The following is a 20,581-nucleotide window of genomic DNA, read 5'->3' on the forward strand; positions in this document are numbered from 1 at the left end:
TACAATGAGGGCTCTTGCTTGCGCGGGGCTGATGGTGGGGAACCGTGCACAACTTGATGTCGTCAGGTCGTTTTCGGCTGACAGAACGAGCGCGCCTTGTCGGTCCACGCGCCAAAGCCGCTGGAGACGAGATGGGCAACGATGTGACAGACGTAGCGCTTCTGCGCCGGCTGATTGTTGGGCCCCGCATTGTAGCGGGCGATCGCCATGGTCCAGCTGCCCTCGCGCTGCTTCAGCTCTTTCAGGAAGAGCGCGGCATATTCGACGTTCTTGGCCGGATCAAACATCGCGCGCACCGAGGCGAACTTGTCGCCGTGATAATAGTGATTGATCTGCATGCAGCCGAGGTCGATCAGCTTGATGCCCTTGCTTCGCATGGTTTCGAAATTCGCGATCGCATCGTTCATGTCCTTGGCGAACACGGTCTGGCCGTCGGCGCCGAGCGCGTAGGGATGGAGCGCGCCGCGCCGCCCGGTCTCGGTAAGGCCGACCGCATAGAGAATGCCGAGCGGAATCCCGTGCTGCCGGGCCGCACGCGCCATCTCGCGCTCGCAGGAGCGCGCATTGTCGGCAGCCGCATACGCGGCTCCCGCGTTACAGATAAACAGGGCCGCGACGAATCTGCGGCGCCACGTCCTGGTCATGACGCGTCTCCTGATTGGGCTGGCGCTCCTGCCGGGCCTGCTTCGCGTCGCCGTCGGACTGCCCCGACGACGTGCTGGCGCCACCAAACGAGCCTTGCGACTGCGATGGCGGCTGCTGCTGGCTCGAAAGCTGTGACTGCGACTGGCCGTAGCTGCTCTGAAATCCGTCCAGCGAGCCGTGCTGGACCGGCGCGACGTCGGCGACATAGCCCGCCGACTGCATGAGATCGCGGATCGAGCCGCGCTGCTGGTCCAGCATCTGGCTGGTATCCTTGCGTTCGGCCGCGAGGTGGACGGACACTTCGGCGCCGACGAGACGCAGGCGCACGGTGACGTTGCCGAGCGCCGGCGGCTCCAGATTGATGGTCAGGATCTTGAGCGGCTGGTCCGGCGCGTTGGTCTGGGACGCTGCGGGATCGGCGGCCGCAGAGGTCGTCGCGGATTCCTTCAGCTCGGCGACGACGGCGTTGGCGACCTGTTGCGGCGCGTTGAACTGCGCCGGTGGCAAATGGGTCTCCTGCTGCACCACGGTGACCTTGGTCGTCTCCGGCAATGCATCCCGCGCCGAGGCTTTGACGGCGCGCTCCACATTGGCCGTGACCGCCTCGAAACCAGGCGCCGGCATTGCCTTCGGCGATGTCTCGCTGCCTTGCTGTGCGGCCGGGAGCGCCGCATCCTGAGAACGCGTGCCAGCCGAAGCGAGAGCGGACGGCGCGGACTCGGTTGTAGCGATCTTCGCCGTGCCGGCGGCACGCTTCGTGGACATGCGCTCGTCGCGTGCGGACGCGTCTTGCTTGTCAACCGCCGCCGGCTGCGACTTCGCGGCCGGCACGGCGGCGAGCTCCTGTCCGACGATCGTGGGGATGCCCAGCCGATTCGAAACGTCCGCCGCTGCGGTCGGGTCGACCGGATCTGCCGTCTCCGACGATTCGCCCGTCTTCCGGTCGCCGGTCTTGTGACTGGACTTGGGCTCGTCAGCCGCTGAGATGCGGTCGGACGTCGCCTCGTCCTTCGCCGTGTCTTTCCCGATCGGGTGCGCCAGATGCGTGCGCAGTGTTCCGGCTTTCGCGCTCGTGTCGCTGCCCTGATCGTCGAGCGCGCGCTTGGCGAGATTGGAGACGGTGTGGAGCAGATCGTTGAACGACGAGTCTGCCGACGATTTCGCCCCTGCGCTCTTGCCGGAGCGCGACGTGCTGCGCATGTTGAGGCTTTCGGCGAGGCCCGAGAATGGCTGTCCGGAGGTTCCGCTGAGCTTGGTCATGGACGGCGATCCCTGGTGAGAAGTTCAAGTTCGCCGAGCTGCTTCTGCGCACGCGCGATGGTCGCGGTCGATGACGCAAGGTCGAGACGTGCCGGCGTTGCCGGAGGCTTGTCGGCTGCGGCCGCGGATCCGCCGGCGAACGGCTTGCGGACGTCGAGCGCGAGCTGCACCGTCGCATTTAGAAGGGGAACGTCGCGCTCGGGCAGCTTCGAGCGGTCGAGTGCCTTCAGCTCGGCGAGACCGCCGTCATACTCGTCGGTGAGCGTCCGCGAGGTGCCACGGAAGAAATGCGCACGCTCGCGATCCGCTGACGCATCGGCGCTGAGCGTCAGCGCACGCTCGCCGGCGAGCCGGGTCACGGCCAGCTGTCCGCGCAGCATCGCCGCGCGCGCGATCACGAGATAGAGCTTGAGGCGGCTCGCGCGATCGATCTGCTCCAGCAGGGTTGTGATCCGCGCAAAGCGGCGGTCGTCGAGCGCGAGGCTTGATTGCGTCAGGCCCGTGGAGAAGCGCTGCCAGAAATCGCCGGCATAGATCGAGTTGCGGTAATGGCGGATATAGGCCAGCGTCAGGAACTCGAACTTGTCGAATTCCTCGGCCTGCCCAACCAGCAGGATCTCGCGCCGCAGCGCCGCCTCCTCTACGAGCGTACCGGGCAGGAGCAGGCGCGCGTCGTCAAGGCGCTCGATCGCGAGCGAGGCCTCAGCACGTGCGAACAGCGCGCCCTGAACCAGCGCGACCTGCCCGCCCAGACCCGACGGAAGCGTGCGCGGCTTGACGACCTTGAGCAGCTCGCGCGCTTCGTCCTGGCGGCCCTCGACATAGGCCAGCGCACCATTGAACAGTCGCTCGTCGACATTCAGCTTGTCGCGCGGCAGCTTGCGCACAACCTGCGGCGCGCCGCCGCTGAGCAGATAGATGACGACAGCCTGGCCGTTCCGCGGATTGCTCCACACGTCCGCGTCGGCGGCGAGAAATTTCTCGCCGACCTGCCGGATCAGCGCGATGTGGCTGCCATGCGCCGCGGTGTCACCATTGGCGATGCCGTCCTGCACAGCTTGCAATGCGCGCACGAGTTCATACGGCTCCCCCGATACCGGGGCCGGCGCCGGCTCGGCCAATGCGCCTGCCATCGTGAACGGCAGCAGCAGCAAGACGGTGCGGAGGAGCGGCCAGATCAAGGGCGCTTCTCCCGGATCAGGATCTCGATCCGGCGATTCTGCGCGGCCGCCGGATCGTTCGGCAGTTTCGGCCGCCGGTCGGCGTAACCTTCGACGTGCTCGATCCGCTGCGCATCGACGCCGGAGCGGACCAGCATGTAATAGGCCATCTGCGCACGGGCGGTCGACAGCCGCCAATTGTCGTAGGTCTCCGACTTGTACGGCCGATTGTCGGTGTGACCGCGGACGATGATCATGCCGGGCCGCTTCGTCAGCAGCGGGCCGATCTTGTCGATCACGCGAACGAGTTCGGGCCGCGGCTCCGCCGAGCCGACCGCGAACATGCCGAAACTCGCATCGTCAGTCAGGCTGATCAGTAGGCCTTCCTCGACCTGACGAACCTCGGCCGCAGGTCCCGCGCCGGCCTTGACGTCCGACAGCGCGTCCGCGATCGCAGACTGAAGCTGCTTGACGGTCGGCTGCTGCGTTTGCGCCGCATCGCGCGGCTCGGAGTCCTTCGTCGTATCGTTGGGCCGCGCCTGCGCGGCAGCATTGGCCTGAGCGGTCGCTTGGGCGCTGCCCTCGCGCGAGGATTGCGACGGCGCAGGCCCAGGCGGCAACAGGGGCGACAGGCTTGCGGACGAGCTATCCGCGTTCGGCGCCACGCTTCCGCCGGCATCATCCACCTTGGCGCGGCGCGCCTGCGGTTCGCCCTGACCCGTGCCGGACGCATCGCCCGCGGAGACATTCGGCTTCGGCTCGTTCTCGATGATGCGATCCGCGTCCTTCGACACCTGCGGCGCCAGCTTCCAATAACCGGGATCGAAGGGATCGCGGTAAGCGTCGCCGCCCTTGAGGCCGTCCTCTTCGGCCGATGTCAGGGCGCCGGCGCGCCGCTGGCCCGAAGCCTGGTTCGCACTGTTGGCGATCTCGGCAAGCGTCGCATAGGGATCGCGGAACAGGACCTTCTCTTCATAGAAGGGCGGCTTCTCCGCCGTCGGCGAGTCGCCGCGACGTTCTTCGTTCGGCCCCGCCGGCTTACGCCTGCCGTCCTGGCCTTCAAATGACGACGGCTCCTTCCTGGAGAGGTCCTTCAGACCCTTCGGAGCAGGTGCATTTTCCGCGAGCTTGATCGGATTGAAATAGCTCGCGACCACCTGCTTCTGATCCTGGTTGAGTGCATTGAGCAGCCACATGACCAGGAAGAACGCCATCATCGCGGTCATGAAGTCCGCATAGGCGATCTTCCAGACGCCACCGTGCGGCTTCTCGTCGTCGAAGGCGCTGCGCCGGCGGATGATCACGAGCTCTGGTTTGACCTCATTCATGGCGGACTACCGGCGCGCCTCCTTGAGGCGTTCGCTCCAGGCCGAGATCTGAGTCTCGATCACGGTCTGGTCGGCGACGACGCGGACCTCGAAGGTGTCGGCCGCCTCATAGGCGATGCCTGTCCGCCGGGCCTTCTCGAGCTGCGCCTTCACCAGGTCCAGCAACTCGCTCGGGCCGGTGACCTTGAACGCCGGCACCGGCGAATTGCCGGTCAACGCCGCGATCTGCTCGACCAGCGACTCGATCGCCTTGTCGCGGACCGCCTCCGTGAGAAACGGCAGCAATATCCGCGCAACGGAGCTCGCGATATTGGTCTCAATCTCGCGGCAAGCCGTCTCGAAGCCGTTGACGATGGTGGCCGCCTGCTGGTCGGACCACTTGGCCCGCTCCTCGCCGAGCCGGATCGCGCTGCGGACGCGTTCCTCCGCAAGCCTGGCCTCGCCTTCCGCGACGCCGGCCGCATGACCGCGACGATAGGCATCGTCGAGAAGGTTGACCGGCGGAGCTTCCGCTGCCGGGGACGGCGGCTGAAGCTGCTGCTGCGAATGGGTCTGTGGCTGCGGCTGAGGCTGAGGTTGCGGCTCGCGCCGAACCTCCCTCGGCCTTGTCAGCACGTCCTGGATCTTGGGCGGCGGCGGAGGCGGCGGCGACTTGGCCCGGCCGTTCGCATCGAACTGCGTCAGGAGCTCTCCGATTGCTGCGTTCATGCCGCCTCCTCGCGTCGCATCCAGTCTTTAAGGATCGCGGCCGCCTGCATCTGATCGAGCCGGACGATCTGCTCCAGCCGCTTTTGCGGCGTTCGCTGCATCTTGCCTTCGAGATCTTCGACGAGGTTGAGCTCGGCCTCCTCGCTGTCAGGCAATGCAAGGGCCGCGGCCTCGAGGGCGGCAGCCTCTGCTGCCTCGGTCTGCTCCTGTTCGGCGCGATGGGTGAGAATACCGTTGACCGCCGGCCGAAGACCGAACCAGACCAGCATCGAGGCAACGGCGAGGATGGTCACCGCGTTGATGACGCTGCCGAGCTGCTTGTTGATCATCTCGACGAAACTGATCGGCGGCACCGGCGCCAGCTCGCGCGAGCCCTCAATGAAGTCGACGGCCGTCACCTGGATCTGGTCGCCACGCTGCTTGTCCAGTCCGCCGGCGGTGGCCGCGAGCTGGCTGATCTCGGCGAGCTTGCTGTCGATGATGGCCTGGTTGCTCTTGTCGCCGAGATCGGCGACGAGGCGCGCGCGGTTGACCAGGACCGCGATGAAGAGTTTCTTGACCGAATAGCCGTCGCTCACCGTCGTCGTGGTCTTGGACGACACCTCGAAATTGGTGACGTCCTCGCGGCGGGTCTTGTCCTCGCTGGAGTTCTTGCTTCCGCCGGCGTTCACCTGCTGATCGGGGAGGTTCTGCTGCACAGTTGTCGGCGTCGACCGATCCGCGTTCTGCGAAGACTCCTTCTCGCGCACGTTCCGCACCGAACGCTCGGCGCGGCTCTCGGGATCGTAGACGGTTTCATTGATCTGCCGCTTATCGGTGGAGAGCTGCGGTGCGACGCTCACCTCGAAATTGTCGAGACCCAGATAAGGCGTCAGCGCCTTGCGGATGTTCTCCTGCACCATGCCGCCGACCGTCTTCTGGAGGCTTGCCATCTTGGTCGGCGCGGCGCTGGTCTCATCCTCTTCGGCGAGCAGCATCGAGCCGTCGGCGTCCAGCACCGTCACCTTGTCGCGGCTCATGCCGGGAATGGCGGCCGCGACGAGATGACGGATCGACTGCGCCGTGCGCGCCTCGATTGCGCCGTCGGTGCGCAGCACGACCGATGCCGAGGGTGGCTGCTGCGTTGCACGGAACGAGCCGCGTACGGGCATGACGATATGCACCCGCGCGGCCTTCACGCCCTTCATCAGCTGCACCGTGCGCGCAATCTCGCCTTCCAGCGCCCGCAGCTTGGTGACCTCCTGCATGAACGAGGTCAGACCGAGCGAGCCGATCTTGTCGAACAGCTCGTAGCCGGAATTAGCACTGGTCGGCAGGCCCTTTTCGGCAAGCAGCATCCGCGCCTGCATGGTCTGGCTCGGGCGCACCGAGACGGCGTCTCCGGCCGTATTGACGTCGAAGGCGATGTTCTGCTCGCGCAGCGCGGCGCCCATGCGCGTCACGTCTTCGCGGGTGAGGCCGGTATAGAGCGTCTCGAACTCCGGCCGGCTCAGATAGTAGGCACCGCCGACGACGGTAACGAGAACGGCAAAGCCGATCAGCCCCAAGGCCATCAGGCGTCGTGGCCCAAGCTCCAGCAGATTGTTGAGCAGTTGCTGTACCTGCGCACGACTGAGCAGCATATGACCTCGTAGCAATGCGAACGTATGAGACACTCCGCTGCCAACCTTGTCTGAAGGTTGCGCGCGGGCGCGAATGTGTCGGTTCGCTGGCGAGGCGTTGCAATCTTACAAATTCGGTAGCGCAATCGACATCGGCAACGGACGGCCGGACGCATTGCCGCCGGGCGGCTGCGACATGTCGCATAAGATCTGACGTCGGAAGGTCGATCTCGGGCACGTCTTGTGCCGTCACGTCCGCCGATCTCGGCGGGGACCGTGCTCCGCGGGGAGCACGGTCGTTTTCGAAAGCGCCGCTTAGCTGCGGAACAGCGACAGGATGCTCTGGCTGTTCTGGTTGGCGATCGAGAGCGCTTGAACGCCGAGCTGCTGCTGGGTCTGGAGCGCCTGAAGGCGGGTCGATTCCGCGTTCATGTCGGCGTCGACGAGCTGGCCGATACCGCGATCCACCGAGTCCATCAGCGACTTCACGAACTCCGTGTTGTTCGAGATGCGGTTCTTGATGGCGCCGAGGTTCGCGGCGGACTGGCTGACGGTGTTGATCGCGGCGGTGACCTGCGCGATGTAGCCATCGAGCGTGGTCTGGTCGGTCGCCGAGTCGGTCAGCGCAGCGATGCTGATCGTGTCGACCGATGCGGTGCCGCTCACCGTGTCCAGGATGCCGGCCGTGGTCGAGGTGTAGAGCGAGTAGTTGGCAACCGTCACCGTGATGGTGTTGATCGTGGGCGTGCCGCCGACGCGCGAGAACGACGAGACCAGGTTCACCGTCGCCGGGGTGGTGGCGGTGGTGCTCAGCCAGTTCACGCCGTTGAACGTCGCCGCGTTGGCCACGTTCTTCATGTCCTGCTGGATCTGGGTGATTTCGGCCTGGATCTTGGTGCGGTCGATGCCGGCGGTCTTGGCTTCGACCAGCAGCGCCTGGAGCTTGGTGAGGCCGGAGTTGCTGTCGCCGATGACCTTGTTCAGAGCGGTGTATTCGGTGTCGACGGTCGCAGCCGACAGACCGAGCGAGTCGGAGACGGCGGAGAGCGCAGCGTTGTCGGCGCGCATCGAAGTCGCGATCGACCAATAGGCCGAGTTGTCCGAAGCGGTCGCGACCCGCTGGCCGGTCGAGATCCGGTTTTCGGTCGTCTGCAGGCTGGCGCTGACATTCCGGAGGGTCTGGAGCGCAGTCATTGCAGCGGAGTTGGTAAGCAGGCTGGAAGCCATCTTTGATGTCCCTTTGAAAGCAGATTGGATTTTGGGGACATACCGGGCTTGCACCGGTACGACAGGGCGGCATCATGCCTTTGGGATGCGGAAATGCGCGTGAACCCAACCCGTCGTAGCGGCGAGACTAGCCAGCGAAGCTTGTGCGAGGCTTGTGGCCCTGTGATCGGACCGCAACAGGGCGGCCGAAATCATGGCGTGCACAGCGCCACGCAAACGAAAGGGCCGCGCTTCGCGAGAAGCGCGGCCCTCCCCTGACCGTCTTGACGCTTAGCGGAACAGCGACAGGATGCTCTGGCTGTTGTTGTTGGCGATCGAGAGCGCCTGAACGCCGAGCTGCTGCTGGACCTGGAGGGCCGCCAGGCGGGTGGACTCCTGGTTCATGTCGGCGTCGACGAGCTGGCCGATACCGCGATCAACCGAATCCATCAGCGACTTCACGAACTCCGAGTTGTTCGAGATGCGGTTCTTGATGGCGCCGAGGTTGGCGGCACCCGAGGAGACCGTGCCGATCGCAGCGGTGACCTGCGCGATGTAGCCATCGAGCGTGGTCTGGTCAGCCGCCGAGTCGGTCAGTGCACCGATGTTGATGGTGTCCACCGACGCACTGCCGCTCACCGTGTCCAAGATGCCGCTCGTGGTCGAGGTGTAGAGCGAGTAGTTCGCGACGGTGACGGTGATCGAGCCGGTGGTCGGCGTGGCGCCGACGCGCGAGAACGACGACACGAGATTGACCGTCGCCGGCGTGGTGGCGGTGGTGCTCAGCCAGTTGACGCCGTTGAACGTCGCCGCGCTGGCCACGTTCTTCATGTCCTGCTGGATCTGGGTGATTTCCGACTGGATCTTGCTGCGATCGATACCAGCAGTCTTGGCTTCGACCAGCAGCGACTGGAGCTTGGTCAGGCCCGAGTTGCTGTCACCGAGAACCTTGTTCAGAGCGGTATATTCGGTATCGACGGTCGCGGCCGACAGACCGAGCGAGTCGGAGACGGCGGAGAGCGCGGCGTTGTCGGCGCGCATCGAGGTCGCGATCGACCAGTAGGCGGCGTTGTCGGAGGCGGTGGCCACGCGCTGGCCGGTGGAGATCCGGGTCTGCGTCGTGGAGAGTTGCGAGCTGACAGACCGCAGGGTCTGGAGCGCGGTCATGGCGGACGAGTTCGTGAGCAGGCTTGACATTGCGAATGTCCCTTTATGTACGCGTTACATTTTCACTTGGGGACATACCGGGCTTTCACCGGTACGGAGGGGCGGCATCATGCCTTTGGACTGATGTGGGTGGGGTCCAACCCGCCGTGACGCCTTGCTAGCACGCCGAATCTTGCCGCCGGATTAAAATCGCCTTGAATATCATCGCTGTAGCGGCTGTATCGCAGTTACCATCCGCTAACCATGATGACGCGGTCCGAGCCGCGCTCTTTCAGGAGAACGACCGCACCAGTCCGGAGGCGAGCAGGTTCCAGCCGTCGATCAGCACGAAGAACAGCATCTTGAACGGCAGCGCGAGGATCGTCGGCGGCATCATCATCATGCCCATCGACATGGTCAGCGTCGCCACGATCATGTCGATGACGAGGAACGGCAGGATAATGAGGAATCCGATCTCGAACGAACGCCTGAGCTCGGAGATCATGAAGGCCGGAATGATGACGCGCATGTCGATGCGCTTGTCGTCGAACTTCTTGCGAAAGCTTTCCGCAGCGAGCGCCTCGAAGGTCTGGAGATCCTTGTCGCGAACGTGGGCCAGCATGAACTCGCGGAACGGATCGGTGATCTTCAGATAGGCCTCTTCCTCCGAGATCTCGTTCTTCATCAGCGGCTGGACGCCGGTCTCCCAGGCGCGGTCGAATGTCGGCGCCATCACGTAGAAGGTCATGAACAGCGCGAGGCTGATCAGCACCAGGTTGGCCGGCGTGGTCTGAAGGCCGAGACCGGCGCGCAGGAACGACAGCGCGACCGCAAATCGCGTGAAGCTCGTCACCATGATGAGCAGGCCCGGCGCCACCGACAGCACCGTGATCAGCGCCATCAGCTGGATGATGCGGCCGCTGGTCGAGCCGTTGCCGGGCGGCAGCAGCGAGTTGAGGTCCGGAATCTGGGCCAGCGCCACTTCGGGCAGCACGACCAGGATCAACGCGAGCAGCAGGATTCTCACTCTCACTGGATCACCAATGTCTCAATGATCAATTCGCGGACCTTGCCCGACGAGCGGATATTGGCGCGCTCGGTCAGGTCGTCGCGCAGGTGCTGGAGCCCGCGCGATCCCTCGAACTGGCCAACCGACGCCGACCGCAGATAGGTGATGATGTCCTCGCTGATGTGGGCGGCCAGGATGCCGGCATCCTCGTCGCTCATGCTCTCGGTCACCATGGAGGCCTCGACGCGGGCCCAATTGTTGGCAGGGGCAGCGAGATTGGTCACGATCGGGGACAGTTTTCGAAGCCGCGCGCTGCCGGCGTAGCTCGAAGCAATCGGCGGCGGCGTGGCGCTGTTCTTCGCATCGGCGACGCGCTCGGCGGCCGCAAACAGATGCAGGCCGGCAAGCGCGCCCGCACCGATCGCGACAAGGGTCAGCACGACAATGGCCGCAATCAGGCGCATCACGTCCCCTGCCCTCGCGACGCGGCTCGGCCGGTGCGGATATCAGAATGGTGCCACGGCGTCATAGATCCGGTGTCCCCATCCAGGCTGCTGCACGTCAGACAGATTGCCGCGGCCACCATAGGACACGCGCGCCTCAGCGATCTTGTCGTAGGAGATCGTGTTGGCTCGCGAGATGTCGCGCGGACGCACGATGCCGCCGACATTGAGCACGCGCATCTCGGTGTTGACGCGGAATTCCTGCGAGCCGCTGATCATCATATTGCCGTTCGGCAGCACGTCGGTGACGATGGCGGCGATCGAGAGCTTGATATCCTCGGTGCGGTCGATCTGGCCGTTACCCTTGATCTGGGTGTTGGTGCTGAGATTGGCGTTGGTCTGGCCCTTGTCGCTCCATCCTGCGACGTCCATCAGCCAGTCGAGTCCGAACTTGACCTGCGAATCGCGCGAGCGGCCGGTCTTGTTGTCGAGCTTGGCCTTGTCCTGCATCGAGATGATCACCGTCACGACGTCGCCGGTACGCCGGGCGCGGGGATCGCGGTAGAGATCGGTGCCGTCGTCCCAGGTCGATCGATAGCTGACGGGCGTATGCATGCGCGGCGTCACCGGGATCGGATCGGCCTGGGTCCTCAAGCCGCTGCCGACCGGCGACATTTGCGGGCCGGTCAGAACCTCGGCCGGATCATGGAAGCATCCGGCCAGGAAGACGGACGCCAGTACGAGTTGGAGGATGAGGATCGGCTTCTTCATCTATTTGGTCTTTCCGTCATCCACACGGCGCATCCCGCCGAGCAGGTCGGCGAGGTGCGCCGCGCGCGCCGTATCCATCTCGTTGAAGATTGCGCTCGAGCTCCTCGGGCTGAGCTTGGCGAGCACGGCGGCGGCGGTCTCGTCGGCCATGCCGGCAATCTGGGTCGCCGCAGCCTCCGGCTTCATGCGCGAATAGATCTCGACGACGCTGGCTTCGGCTTTCTTCAGGAAATCGTCGCGCAGCGCCATCCACTTCTCGTATTCGGCACGCTTGGCCTCGACCTCGGCGATCCGTTCGCGCAGCAGGTTCTCGGCCTTCTCCAGCTCCTTGAGCTGCCAGGCCAGCCTTGCATCGACGGCGGGGTCGGCCACGTTGCTGCAGAACAGCGCGACGTCATTGTCGACGGACACGGCGGCCTGTGGCGGTGTGGGCTTCGGCGGCGCCGTGACGCTGCCGGGTTTGGCTGCACGTACAGGTGCCGGCGCCGGCGTCTCGGAAGCCGGCACGGCGCCGGTGATAGCCGGACCTGAATCTTCCGCCGCCCACGCCGTCGCATGGACGGAGGCGCTTCCGCCCGGATTCGGGGTGGACGGCGTGCCCGGCTTCTGCGGTCCGGACGCGCGGGCACGCGCGAAGGAGAGCAGGTTGAGCGGCCTCGATGGCTTCGCCTCGTCCAGCGCCAGCACGGGCGAAGCGCCCGCAAGCGTCCACACCGCGACGAGGAGGAGTTTGGCTTTGTGATCCAGATTCAGCATCGGGCCGCGTGCGATTCTCGGTCGAGACCAGAGCATTGAGCGACCAAGCTTGCACGACGCTTGTGCATCATTGCACGATGACATCGGCCTGGAGCGCGCCGGCCGTCTTGATCGCCTGGAGGATGGCGATGATGCCTGATGGTTTCAGTCCGATCTGATTCAGCCCGCGTACTAGGCGCTGGAGATCGACGCCGCTCAGGATCGCCACCTGCGCGCCGGCCTCGTTGGCCTCGACCACGGTCTGCGGAACGACCACCGTCTGACCTCGCGAGAAGGGCGCCGGCTGCGAGACCACGGGAAGCTCGGTGACGCGCACCGTCAGATTGCCGTGCGTCACGGCAACGGTCGATATCCGTACGTCGCGTCCGATCACCACCGTGCCGGTGCGCTCGTTGATCACCACCCGTGCGGGCGTGTCCGGCTCGACCGTTAGCTCGCCGATTTCGGCCAGGAATCGGACCGGGCCGATGTTGCGCGGCTTCGACAGCACGATCGTGCGATAGTCGCGCTCGAAGGCGATCTGCGCGCGATAGCGGCCGCCGGCGTAGCGGTTGATGGCGTCGAGAATGCGCGTTGCGGTAACGAAGTCCGGGTTCTTGAGCTCCAGCACCAGGAATTCCATTTCATGGAGGCTTCCCTGCACTTCGCGCTCGACCAGCGCGCCGTTCGGGATGCGCCCCGCGGTCGGCGTGCCCTGGCTGACGTTCTGCGCCTGGCCGCCGACGCTGTAGCCGGCGACCGTGATCGCGCCTTGCGCGACCGCATAGACCGCACCATCCGCCGCCCGCAGCGACGTCATCACCAGCGTGCCGCCGAGCAGCGAGGTCGCATCGCCGAGCGACGACACGGTCACGTCCATCCGCTCGCCGGCTCCGATCGAGGGCGGCAGGTCCGCGGTCACCATCACGGCCGCGACGTTGCGTGTGCGCAGCGTCGTCGGACGCGTGGGATTGTTGGTGCTCGTGGTCTCGTTCCTGACATTGATGCCCATGTTCTCGAGCATCGACTGCAGGGACTGTTCCGTGAACGGCGCATTGCGGAGCGTGTCGCCGGTGCCGTTCAGGCCGATGACGAGGCCATAGCCGACGATCTGGTTCTCGCGCAGTCCCTTGATGTCCGCGATGTCCTTGATGCGGACCGCGGCCTGGGCGCTGGCGGTAGCGAGGAGGAGGACGAGCGCAAGCAGGACTCTGGTCATGACCCATCCACGACCTTGACCGTGCCGTCCGGCTGGACGATGCCCCTGATGATCACGCCGGTGTCGGTGTTTCGCACCGGGATGAGCGCGCCGGCCGCGCCCGATTGCATCGCCGAGCCGTAGGTGACGATGGACAGGCCGCTGTCCTCCACCACGACCTTGACCATGGCACCGCGGGCAACCGTCCAGGGATCCTCCACCGAATTGGTCGGGATCGGCTGGCCCGGCAGCAGCGTGCGCCGCGCCATGCGACCGACCAGGACCTGGCGTCCTTCGATGAACATGGCAACGCCGAGCAGGCTCGGCGCGAAGGCGCGCTCGGTGATCATGTCGTCCCGGATCAGCTCGCCCGCGCGGATCGAGACGGCCGGCACGGGAAGCCGCTTCTCCTCGGCCGCCGCCAGGCGCGCCGAGGCGAGAACCAGCAGCACGGCGGCCAACCCGCGCATGATCAGGCCCACCCTGTTCAACATCGAGCCACCCGAACTAGCGCATGCCCTTCGAGACAGTCGAGGCCATTTCATCCGAGGCCTGGATGACCTTGGCGTTCATTTCGTAGGCACGCTGCGCCGAGATCAACTCGGTGATTTCCTTGACGGGATCGACGTTCGAGGCTTCGAGATATTTCTGGTTGATCTTGCCGTAGCCGGAATCGCCCGGCAGCCCGACGACCGGCGTACCGGACGCGGTCGTCTCGCGGTAGAGATTGCTGCCGAGCGGCTCGAGCCCCGCCTCGTTGGCGAAATTGGCGAGATTGAGCTGGCCGATCTGCCGCGGATTTATTTCCGTGTCCAGCTTGGCGAACACCTGTCCGGTCTGGTTGACCGTGACCTCGACCGTTCCCTGCGGCACCGTGATCGCGGGGTCCAGCAGATAGCCGTCGATCGTGACGAGCTGGCCGTTGGCATTCGTATTGAACGAGCCGGCGCGGGTGTATTGCACCTCGTTGTTGGGGCCCAGTACCTGAAACCAGCCGCGGCCATTGATGGCGAGGTCGTAGGGATTGCCGGTCTGCGTCAGCGCGCCCTGGATGTGCAGCTTGCGGATCGCCGCCGACTTGACGCCGAGGCCGAGATTGGCACCCTCCGGAATCGGCGAGGAGCCGTTGACATTGGCGACACCCTGCATCCGGTCCATCTGATAGAACAGATCGGTGAATTCCGCGCGCGCCCGCTTGTACGACGTCGAGTTGATGTTGGCGATGTTGTTGGCGATGACCTCGATGTTGGTCTGCTGGGCGTTCATGCCAGTGGCCGCAATAGCGAGCGATTTCACGATCGTCACTCCCTCAGATCAAATCGACATCCGAACGACTTCTTGGTAGGCCTGCACGACCTTGTCGCGAACCGCGACCGCCGTCTGCAAGGCCTGCTCGGCCGACATCAGCGCCTCCACGACGCGCCGCGTCGATTCCTTGCCCTGTATCGCCGAGATCGACGCCGCCTCGCCCGCCTTCAGCGTTCCGATCGCGTCCGTCGTCACCTGCTTCATCACCGATTCGAAGCCGACATCGTCACTGGCCTGGATCGCGGTCGTCGCCCCCGGCGAGATGGCCTGCGTCTCGGTCGCGCGGCTCGCGACTTGCCCAGCAGAGATCGCCGTGGATGAAATCGCCTCAAGCATTGTCAGCTCCTCAAGAGGTCGATGGTCATTCCCAGCATCGACCGCACTTGTTTCACGACCTGGAGATTGGCCTCATAGGACCGGTTGACCTCACGCATGTCGGCCATCTCGATCATCATGTTGACGTTCGGCAGCTTGACGTAGCCGGCCTTGTCGGCGGCGGGATGCCCCGGGTCGTACTCGACGCGGTACGGCGTGGTGTCGACCCCGATCTCCTTGACTTTCGCAAGCTGTGCACCCGAGGCACGGTCCATGGCGGCATCGAAGGTGATGGTCTTGCGCTGATACGGATCAGCCCCGGCGGTGCGCCCGGTCGACGTCGCGTTGGCGAGGTTCTCCGAGACGATGCGCATGCGCGTCGATTGCGCCTCGAGCCCGGAGCTTGCGACGGTCAATGACGACTGCAGAGAGTCCAGCATGTCAATTCACCTCAAGCCTTTGCGCTCGACAGGACCATGCGGTGAAACGACCGCACGATCGCCGAGTTCATCGAATAGTCGCGATTGACGTCGTTGCCCTTGATCATCTCCTGCTCCAGACTGACCGAATTGCCGGAGTGAACCACTTCCCAGCTGTCCTTCTTGGCGATCTTGCGCGTGTCGATCTCGGCGGCGGACAACTGCATGTGCGAGGGCGACGTCGTCGCGAGCCTGACCGGCATGCCGTCGAGCACCTTGTTGAAGGGCTCGACGTCGCGCGCCTTGAAGCCCGGCGTGTTGGCGTTGGCGACGTTGGTGGCGATGGTCGACTGGCGGAGTTCGAGGTAGCGCGCCTGCGACGATGCGAGTTCGAAGAGATAAAGCGGTCCCACGATAGCCCCGTTCTGGTCCATTCGGGAAAACCCTAGGGCGTTAAGCTTTCGTCAAGCTGTTGCGCGAAGCACCATCCTCGGAAATCTACTGGACCTTCTCGGGCCGTGCGGTCTGCTTGGACTGGAGGAAGTAGATGATCTCGGCGACGGGGCGGAAGAATTCCGCCGGAATCACCTGGTCGACCTGCACCGCCTCGTAGAGCGCGCGCGCCAGCGCCTTGTTCTCGATCACGGGAATCCGATTCTGCTCGGCAACTTCGCGGATCTTCAGCGCGATCACGTCCATGCCCTTGGCGACCACCAGCGGCGCCGCATTCTCCTCGCGTTTGTAGCGCAGCGCGATGGCGAAATGCGTCGGGTTCGCGATCACCAGCGTCGCGCGCGCGGCGGAGGCGATCATGCGCTGGCGCGAGCGGTCGCGCGCCAGCGAGCGCAGGCGCGCCTTGATCAGCGGATCGCCCTCGGCCTGCTTGTGCTCGTCCTTGATCTCCTGCTTGGTCATGCGCAGCTCGCGCCGCCAGTGGAAGCGCGACCAGGCGAGATCGATCGCGACCAGGACGATGGTCGCGATGCAGATCGCCGAGACGATCCGCATCGCGATGTTGAGGATCATTTCGGGCAGCGCCACCGGATCGGCGTACATCGCCTCGAACGCCTTCGCCTCGGACGAGCGCAGCACGAAGGCGACGACAGCGGTCACCGAGGCGAGCTTGAACAGCGACTTGGCGAACTCGACGAATCCCTGCGTGCCGAACAGGCGGTTCCAGCCGCTGACCGGGGAGATGCGCGACACGTCCGGCTTGATGCGCTCCAGCACCAGGCGCGGCGCATTTTGCAGCAGCGAGGCGGCGAGGCCGAATACCATCATGATGACGACCAGCGGCACCAGGAATCGCAGCGAATGAAGTCCCACCACGGTGAGCAGGTTCTGTGCGTCGGCCGCTGTGCTGAGCGGGAAGCCTTCGGGATCGTCGAGAAAGCTCTTCAGCGTCGGGGTCAATTGCTGCACGCCCTGGCCGATCAGGAAGGCCTGGATCACCATCAGCGCGGCCATCGAGGCGAAGATGGAAGCCTCCCGAGAGACCGGGATTTTGCCCTGTTCGAGCGCATCGCGGACTTTCTTCTCGGTCGGCTCTTCTGTCTTGCTCTCCTGATCGGATGTTTCTGCCATGCCCGTTCAGCGGTCAGCGGAAGACCAGCTCATCCTCCTGCTCGGGGTTGAGCTCGATTTCACCCTTCTCCGCGAGTTCGAGCGCGAGGTCGGTGATCACGCGCCGCGCCTCAAGCACATCGCGCTGGTTCGACGGCTCGCCGATGGCGAGCTCGTGTTCGACGACGCGGCGGACGCGCGAGGCGACCGAGGACAGGATCAGCTCGCGGAAGCTCTTGTCGGTCCCCTTCAGCGCGACGACGATGCGATCGGTCGGCACCTGGTCGAAGATCATGGTGCGCGCCTTCGGCGTCAGGTTGATGACGTCGTCGAACGTGAAAAGCAGCTCCTTCAGCACTTCGGCCGACTTCGGTCGCTTCTCCGACAGGCTCTTCAGCATGTCCTCGATATGGCCGCGCTCCATCTTGTTGATGATGTCGGCGACGCGGGCGTAGGTGTCGGCGCCGAGGTTGCGGGCGAAGTTGAGCGTCAGGTCCTCGTGCAGCGTCTTCTCGATGATGCGCATGGCGTCGTCGACGATCGGCTTGAGGCTCAGCACGCGCCGCATCAGCTCGTTGCGCAGGCTGGATGGCAGCTGGCTCATCACCTTGGCGGCGCAGGCCGGCTTCACCTTGGACAGGATCAGCGCCGCGGTCTGCGGGTGCTCCTTGGAGAGATAGCTCGCGAGCGAGTTCTCCGACACCGAGGAGACGCGATCCCAGACCGAGCGGCTCGAATTGCCGAGCAGGTCCGACATGATCTGCGAGACCTGGTCGGCCGGCAGCACGTCACCGAGCACGGCCTCCAGACCGCCGAGCGTGCCGAGGATGTTGGCGCCCATCGAGAATTGCTGGGCGAACTCCTCGACGATTCCCTCGAGCTCCTGCGCCGTGATCGGCCGCAGCTCCGCCGCGGCCTTGGTGACGATGCGGATCTCCTGCGGCTCGAACTGCTGAAGCACGCTCGCGGCCGCCTGCCGGCCCATGGCCAGGAGGAGGGCCGCGACCTTTTCCGTTCCGCCCAGCGTGGCGACGCCTCGCTGCTTGACGGGAGCGATACCGACCTGTGCCGCCATGGTCAGGTATCACCCTGCCCCAGCGGACCGACGATCTCCGTCAGCGAGACGCCGAAGCGGGAATTGTCTTCTTCGACCACGACCACCTCGCCGCGGGCGACGATGCGGCCGTTGACGACGACATCGACAGGTTCGCCGACCCGATGATCGAGCGGCACCACGGCGCCGCGCCCGAGCTTCATCAGGTTCGCCACCGGAATGGTCGCCGATCCCAGTACCACCTGCATGGTGACGGGAATGCGCAGGATGGCATCGACGTTGGCGAACTTGCCGGTCTCCTCCGCCGTGCGCGCGGCAATCTCCGCCAGCCGCTCCAGTGGAGATGCATCGGTGTGCCCCTCGTCGGATGCCGATGCGCGAGTGGCAGACTCATAGTCGAAGGATTGCGCCATTTGGTATCGCCTCTTGGTATTTCCGCTCCCGGAGCGCCGCCGCGCTCCGACCGTATCGTTTTCGCCGGCTCCGGCTTCAATGCTTGTTCACGTCGGCGCCGCCTGCAGTCGCGACGGGCGCGAGCCCGGTCCTTGCATCGAGCGCCGCGATCGCTTCGTGGGCCTGATCGATCTTCGTGCTCAGCACGTTGGCGAGCCGTCCGAGATTTGCGGTGGAATCGTGCGCCGCGTTGATGACCGTGTCGAAGGCGCCCGCCGTCTCGTGGACGATGGTCGAGAATTCACCCTGGTAGCTGCGCAGTCGCGCCAGTTCACGGTGCATCCGGGTCACCCGCATGCTGGTGAAGGCGAGCGCAATCAGCAGCACGGCATCAACGAGATAGGATATCATCGACGAACTCCCGTTTCTGATCGACGGGATCTGCCACCTGCATGGCGTAATAGCCATCAAGCTGGCCGATCTGACACCAGAACAGCACCTGGTTGTTGCTTTCGAGCCGGGCGAGCGTGCGCGGCGTGGCTTCGAGCTCGAGCACCTGCCCGACCTGGAACTTCACGACGTCGCCGAGCGATATCATCTTCTCGTCGAGCACCGCGCTCAGCGTCACCTCGGTGCGGTGAACCTCGCTCTCCATCTGCTCGCGCCAGCGCGGATCGGCCGCGCGGCCGTCGCTGACGACGACATGCGCGAGCTTCTGCCTGAGCGGGTTGAGCGCGGAGTGCGGAATGATGAGGAACATCTGGCCGCCGCGATAGAGCGCCTGCAACATGATGTTCGCGCAGATGGACATGTTGCCGCTGCGTCCGATCGCCAGCGAGGCCATAGCGGTCTCGACCCGTTCCACGCGGAAGGTGACGTTCGAGGTGCCGGCAAAGGCGGATTGCAGCGCCTTGGCGAACCGCTCGAACAGCGCCTGGACCAGGCGGATCTCGATGTTCGAGAACGCACGCTCGACGTCGAGCGGCGGTTCGGCGCCGTCGGAGCCGAACATCGCCTCGACCATCGTGAACACGAAATCGCGGTCGAGCATGATGATGACACGGGAGTCCCACTGCTCGGCATAGAGCACCGCCGCGACCGCGTTGGCCTCATAGTCCTTGATGATGTCGCCGACGCGGTCATTGGTGATGCCGTTGACCGAGAAATAGCACGGCGTTCCGGCCATCGGCTGCAGGCTGTCCGTGCACGATGCCGCCATGCGATCGAAGATCACATTGAGCATCGGCATGCGTTCGATCGATATGCCGGCGGCGTCCAGCAGGTAGTTTGGCAGCTGCTTGCGCTGATCGACGTCGACGTCTTCCATCATCATGCGCGGGCAGCCTTCGGTTCAACCTCGGTGACGACGGCCTTGGGTCCTGCAATCGTCTCGTTCTCGACGACGTCGATCGACGGCCGCTCGGTGCTGGCGATCATCTTGCGGCCATGCTCGACGGCGATCTGCGGCATGGCGCCGTTCATGAACGCCAGCAACGTCTGCTTGACGATGATATAGGGCCGGCACTTCTTCTCGCGCGTCATCTTGATCTTCAGCGCGAAGGGCGAAATGATGCCGTAGGACAGGAAGATGCCGGCGAAGGTGCCGACGAGGGCCGCGCCGATGAAGCCGCCCAGCAGCTTCGGCGACTGGTCGAGGGCCCCCATGGCCTTGATGACGCCGAGCACCGCGGCGACGATGCCGAGCGCCGGCAGCGCCTCGGACACCACCACCAGCGCATGGTATGGCGTCAGCTTGCTCTTCACGATGGTGTGGATCTCCTCGTCCATCAACGCCTCGATCTCGTGCGTGCGCGCATTCCCCATGATGATCAGGCGGACATAGTCGCAGATAAACTGGAGCAGCGCGGGGTCGGAGAGCACGCTCGGAAACGCCTTGAAGATCTCCGATGAGGAGGGATCGTCGATGTGCGCCTCGACCTCGTTGCGACCCTTGCCCCGCAGCTCGCGCATCAGGGCATGGAGCGCGCCGAGCAGATCGAGATAATAGCGCTCACTGGGGACAGCGCCGGTGATGGCCTGCATGCAGGCAACGCCGGTGTCCACGACCGTCTTCCACGGATTGGCCACGATGAAGGTGCCGACGGCGGTGCCCATGATGATCACGAACTCCCACGGCTGCATGAGCACGGCCAGGTGCCCGCCCATGGCGGCAAATCCGCCGAGCAGTGCCGCCACCGTGATGAAAATCCCCACGAAACTGCCCAACGCGCCGCTCCATCGCCGATCCCAGCGGGAATATCTAGTCGGCGACGCTTGCGCGAAGCTGGCTTCGGGATCGCCAGCCTCGCGCAAGCAATT

24 protein-coding genes are annotated in these 20,581 nt (G+C 64.9%); all 24 read right to left on the bottom strand.

Features of this window, described 5'->3' with window-relative positions; genetic code table 11:
• Positions 1-62 precede the first annotated feature (62 nt).
• The 24 genes from XH85_RS39300 to motA all read right to left on the bottom strand — a co-directional run bounded on the left by XH85_RS39300 (position 63) and on the right by motA (position 20,488).
• Positions 63-644 carry a transglycosylase SLT domain-containing protein gene (locus XH85_RS39300; protein WP_128936230.1) on the bottom strand — a complete coding sequence of 194 codons (582 nt, stop codon included), beginning with the start codon at positions 642-644 and terminating at the stop codon, positions 63-65.
• Positions 595-1,905, bottom strand: a complete 1,311-nt coding sequence (fliK, locus tag XH85_RS39305; protein ID WP_128936231.1) for a flagellar hook-length control protein FliK — start codon at positions 1,903-1,905, stop codon at positions 595-597. Before fliK ends, XH85_RS39300 begins: the two co-directional genes overlap by 50 nt.
• The gene (locus XH85_RS39310) at positions 1,902-3,086 is read right to left on the bottom strand and encodes a chemotaxis protein (RefSeq protein ID WP_128936232.1); all 1,185 of its coding nucleotides are present in this window, start codon (positions 3,084-3,086) and stop codon (positions 1,902-1,904) included. The genes fliK and XH85_RS39310 overlap by 4 nt, the downstream gene beginning before the upstream one ends.
• A complete protein-coding gene (locus XH85_RS39315) occupies positions 3,083-4,393 on the bottom strand; it encodes a MotB family protein (protein WP_128936233.1) in 1,311 nt (436 codons plus the stop codon). Before XH85_RS39315 ends, XH85_RS39310 begins: the two co-directional genes overlap by 4 nt.
• 6 nt (positions 4,394-4,399) lie before the next feature.
• Complete coding sequence (locus tag XH85_RS39320) at positions 4,400-5,101, bottom strand: hypothetical protein (protein ID WP_128936234.1); 702 nt, start codon at positions 5,099-5,101, stop codon at positions 4,400-4,402.
• Positions 5,098-6,723: a flagellar basal-body MS-ring/collar protein FliF gene (fliF, locus tag XH85_RS39325; protein ID WP_164934356.1), complete on the bottom strand. Its 1,626-nt coding sequence runs from the start codon at positions 6,721-6,723 to the stop codon at positions 5,098-5,100. Before fliF ends, XH85_RS39320 begins: the two co-directional genes overlap by 4 nt.
• 294 nt (positions 6,724-7,017) lie before the next feature.
• On the bottom strand, positions 7,018-7,929 hold the full coding sequence (locus XH85_RS39330; RefSeq protein WP_128936236.1) for a flagellin N-terminal helical domain-containing protein: 912 nt from the start codon (positions 7,927-7,929) through the stop codon (positions 7,018-7,020).
• Between the two features lie 270 nt (positions 7,930-8,199).
• Positions 8,200-9,105 (bottom strand): flagellin N-terminal helical domain-containing protein, encoded by a 906-nt coding sequence (locus tag XH85_RS39335; protein ID WP_128936237.1) that lies wholly within the window; start codon positions 9,103-9,105, stop codon positions 8,200-8,202.
• Positions 9,106-9,346: 241 nt separating this feature from the next.
• Complete coding sequence (gene fliP / locus XH85_RS39340) at positions 9,347-10,087, bottom strand: flagellar type III secretion system pore protein FliP (protein WP_128936238.1); 741 nt, start codon at positions 10,085-10,087, stop codon at positions 9,347-9,349.
• A complete protein-coding gene (locus tag XH85_RS39345; protein WP_164940151.1) occupies positions 10,084-10,527 on the bottom strand; it encodes a flagellar basal body-associated FliL family protein in 444 nt (147 codons plus the stop codon). Before XH85_RS39345 ends, fliP begins: the two co-directional genes overlap by 4 nt.
• A gap of 42 nt (positions 10,528-10,569) precedes the next feature.
• Positions 10,570-11,277: a flagellar basal body L-ring protein FlgH gene (gene flgH / locus XH85_RS39350; RefSeq protein WP_128936240.1), complete on the bottom strand. Its 708-nt coding sequence runs from the start codon at positions 11,275-11,277 to the stop codon at positions 10,570-10,572.
• A complete protein-coding gene (locus XH85_RS39355) occupies positions 11,278-12,033 on the bottom strand; it encodes a MotE family protein (protein WP_164940150.1) in 756 nt (251 codons plus the stop codon).
• Between the two features lie 67 nt (positions 12,034-12,100).
• Positions 12,101-13,231 carry a flagellar basal body P-ring protein FlgI gene (gene flgI, locus XH85_RS39360; RefSeq protein WP_091879897.1) on the bottom strand — a complete coding sequence of 377 codons (1,131 nt, stop codon included), beginning with the start codon at positions 13,229-13,231 and terminating at the stop codon, positions 12,101-12,103.
• Positions 13,228-13,704: a flagellar basal body P-ring formation chaperone FlgA gene (gene flgA, locus XH85_RS39365; RefSeq protein WP_164940149.1), complete on the bottom strand. Its 477-nt coding sequence runs from the start codon at positions 13,702-13,704 to the stop codon at positions 13,228-13,230. Before flgA ends, flgI begins: the two co-directional genes overlap by 4 nt.
• 13 nt (positions 13,705-13,717) lie before the next feature.
• Entirely contained in the window at positions 13,718-14,506 is a 789-nt protein-coding gene (flgG, locus tag XH85_RS39370) for a flagellar basal-body rod protein FlgG (protein WP_128936243.1), read from the bottom strand.
• 18 nt (positions 14,507-14,524) lie between these two features.
• Positions 14,525-14,854 (bottom strand): flagellar hook-basal body complex protein FliE, encoded by a 330-nt coding sequence (gene fliE, locus XH85_RS39375; RefSeq protein ID WP_128936244.1) that lies wholly within the window; start codon positions 14,852-14,854, stop codon positions 14,525-14,527.
• Between the two features lie 2 nt (positions 14,855-14,856).
• Positions 14,857-15,273, bottom strand: coding sequence for a flagellar basal body rod protein FlgC (flgC, locus tag XH85_RS39380; protein WP_060735083.1), 417 nt, complete (start codon positions 15,271-15,273; stop codon positions 14,857-14,859).
• An 11-nt stretch (positions 15,274-15,284) separates the two neighbouring features.
• Positions 15,285-15,686 carry a flagellar basal body rod protein FlgB gene (flgB, locus tag XH85_RS39385; RefSeq protein ID WP_128936245.1) on the bottom strand — a complete coding sequence of 134 codons (402 nt, stop codon included), beginning with the start codon at positions 15,684-15,686 and terminating at the stop codon, positions 15,285-15,287.
• A gap of 64 nt (positions 15,687-15,750) precedes the next feature.
• Complete coding sequence (gene flhB / locus XH85_RS39390) at positions 15,751-16,836, bottom strand: flagellar biosynthesis protein FlhB (protein WP_128936246.1); 1,086 nt, start codon at positions 16,834-16,836, stop codon at positions 15,751-15,753.
• Between the two features lie 13 nt (positions 16,837-16,849).
• Positions 16,850-17,890, bottom strand: a complete 1,041-nt coding sequence (locus XH85_RS39395) for a flagellar motor switch protein FliG (protein WP_091879912.1) — start codon at positions 17,888-17,890, stop codon at positions 16,850-16,852.
• Positions 17,891-17,892: 2 nt separating this feature from the next.
• A complete protein-coding gene (fliN, locus tag XH85_RS39400; protein WP_091879914.1) occupies positions 17,893-18,282 on the bottom strand; it encodes a flagellar motor switch protein FliN in 390 nt (129 codons plus the stop codon).
• 76 nt (positions 18,283-18,358) lie between these two features.
• On the bottom strand, positions 18,359-18,673 hold the full coding sequence (locus tag XH85_RS39405; RefSeq protein ID WP_091879917.1) for a hypothetical protein: 315 nt from the start codon (positions 18,671-18,673) through the stop codon (positions 18,359-18,361).
• Positions 18,654-19,595: a flagellar motor switch protein FliM gene (locus tag XH85_RS39410; protein WP_091879920.1), complete on the bottom strand. Its 942-nt coding sequence runs from the start codon at positions 19,593-19,595 to the stop codon at positions 18,654-18,656. Before XH85_RS39410 ends, XH85_RS39405 begins: the two co-directional genes overlap by 20 nt.
• Positions 19,592-20,488 (bottom strand): flagellar motor stator protein MotA, encoded by an 897-nt coding sequence (gene motA, locus XH85_RS39415; protein ID WP_128936247.1) that lies wholly within the window; start codon positions 20,486-20,488, stop codon positions 19,592-19,594. Before motA ends, XH85_RS39410 begins: the two co-directional genes overlap by 4 nt.
• Positions 20,489-20,581 lie beyond the last annotated feature (93 nt).

The organism is Bradyrhizobium zhanjiangense, assembly GCF_004114935.1.
In the GTDB taxonomy this organism is placed as follows: Bacteria; Pseudomonadota; Alphaproteobacteria; order Rhizobiales; family Xanthobacteraceae; genus Bradyrhizobium; species Bradyrhizobium zhanjiangense.

Coding starts and splice junctions, on each gene's coding strand:
- XH85_RS39300 (WP_128936230.1), bottom strand. CDS start 644: ATGACCAGGACGTGGCGCCGCAGATTCGTCGCGGCCCTGTTTATCTGT.
- fliK (WP_128936231.1), bottom strand. CDS start 1,905: ATGACCAAGCTCAGCGGAACCTCCGGACAGCCATTCTCGGGCCTCGCC.
- XH85_RS39315 (WP_128936233.1), bottom strand. CDS start 4,393: ATGAATGAGGTCAAACCAGAGCTCGTGATCATCCGCCGGCGCAGCGCC.
- XH85_RS39320 (WP_128936234.1), bottom strand. CDS start 5,101: ATGAACGCAGCAATCGGAGAGCTCCTGACGCAGTTCGATGCGAACGGC.
- fliF (WP_164934356.1), bottom strand. CDS start 6,723: ATGCTGCTCAGTCGTGCGCAGGTACAGCAACTGCTCAACAATCTGCTG.
- XH85_RS39330 (WP_128936236.1), bottom strand. CDS start 7,929: ATGGCTTCCAGCCTGCTTACCAACTCCGCTGCAATGACTGCGCTCCAG.
- XH85_RS39335 (WP_128936237.1), bottom strand. CDS start 9,105: ATGTCAAGCCTGCTCACGAACTCGTCCGCCATGACCGCGCTCCAGACC.
- XH85_RS39345 (WP_164940151.1), bottom strand. CDS start 10,527: ATGCGCCTGATTGCGGCCATTGTCGTGCTGACCCTTGTCGCGATCGGT.
- flgH (WP_128936240.1), bottom strand. CDS start 11,277: ATGAAGAAGCCGATCCTCATCCTCCAACTCGTACTGGCGTCCGTCTTC.
- XH85_RS39355 (WP_164940150.1), bottom strand. CDS start 12,033: ATGCTGAATCTGGATCACAAAGCCAAACTCCTCCTCGTCGCGGTGTGG.
- flgI (WP_091879897.1), bottom strand. CDS start 13,231: ATGACCAGAGTCCTGCTTGCGCTCGTCCTCCTCCTCGCTACCGCCAGC.
- flgA (WP_164940149.1), bottom strand. CDS start 13,704: ATGTTGAACAGGGTGGGCCTGATCATGCGCGGGTTGGCCGCCGTGCTG.
- fliE (WP_128936244.1), bottom strand. CDS start 14,854: ATGCTTGAGGCGATTTCATCCACGGCGATCTCTGCTGGGCAAGTCGCG.
- flgC (WP_060735083.1), bottom strand. CDS start 15,273: ATGCTGGACTCTCTGCAGTCGTCATTGACCGTCGCAAGCTCCGGGCTC.
- flgB (WP_128936245.1), bottom strand. CDS start 15,686: ATGGACCAGAACGGGGCTATCGTGGGACCGCTTTATCTCTTCGAACTC.
- flhB (WP_128936246.1), bottom strand. CDS start 16,836: ATGGCAGAAACATCCGATCAGGAGAGCAAGACAGAAGAGCCGACCGAG.
- XH85_RS39395 (WP_091879912.1), bottom strand. CDS start 17,890: ATGGCGGCACAGGTCGGTATCGCTCCCGTCAAGCAGCGAGGCGTCGCC.
- fliN (WP_091879914.1), bottom strand. CDS start 18,282: ATGGCGCAATCCTTCGACTATGAGTCTGCCACTCGCGCATCGGCATCC.
- XH85_RS39405 (WP_091879917.1), bottom strand. CDS start 18,673: ATGATATCCTATCTCGTTGATGCCGTGCTGCTGATTGCGCTCGCCTTC.
- XH85_RS39410 (WP_091879920.1), bottom strand. CDS start 19,595: ATGATGATGGAAGACGTCGACGTCGATCAGCGCAAGCAGCTGCCAAAC.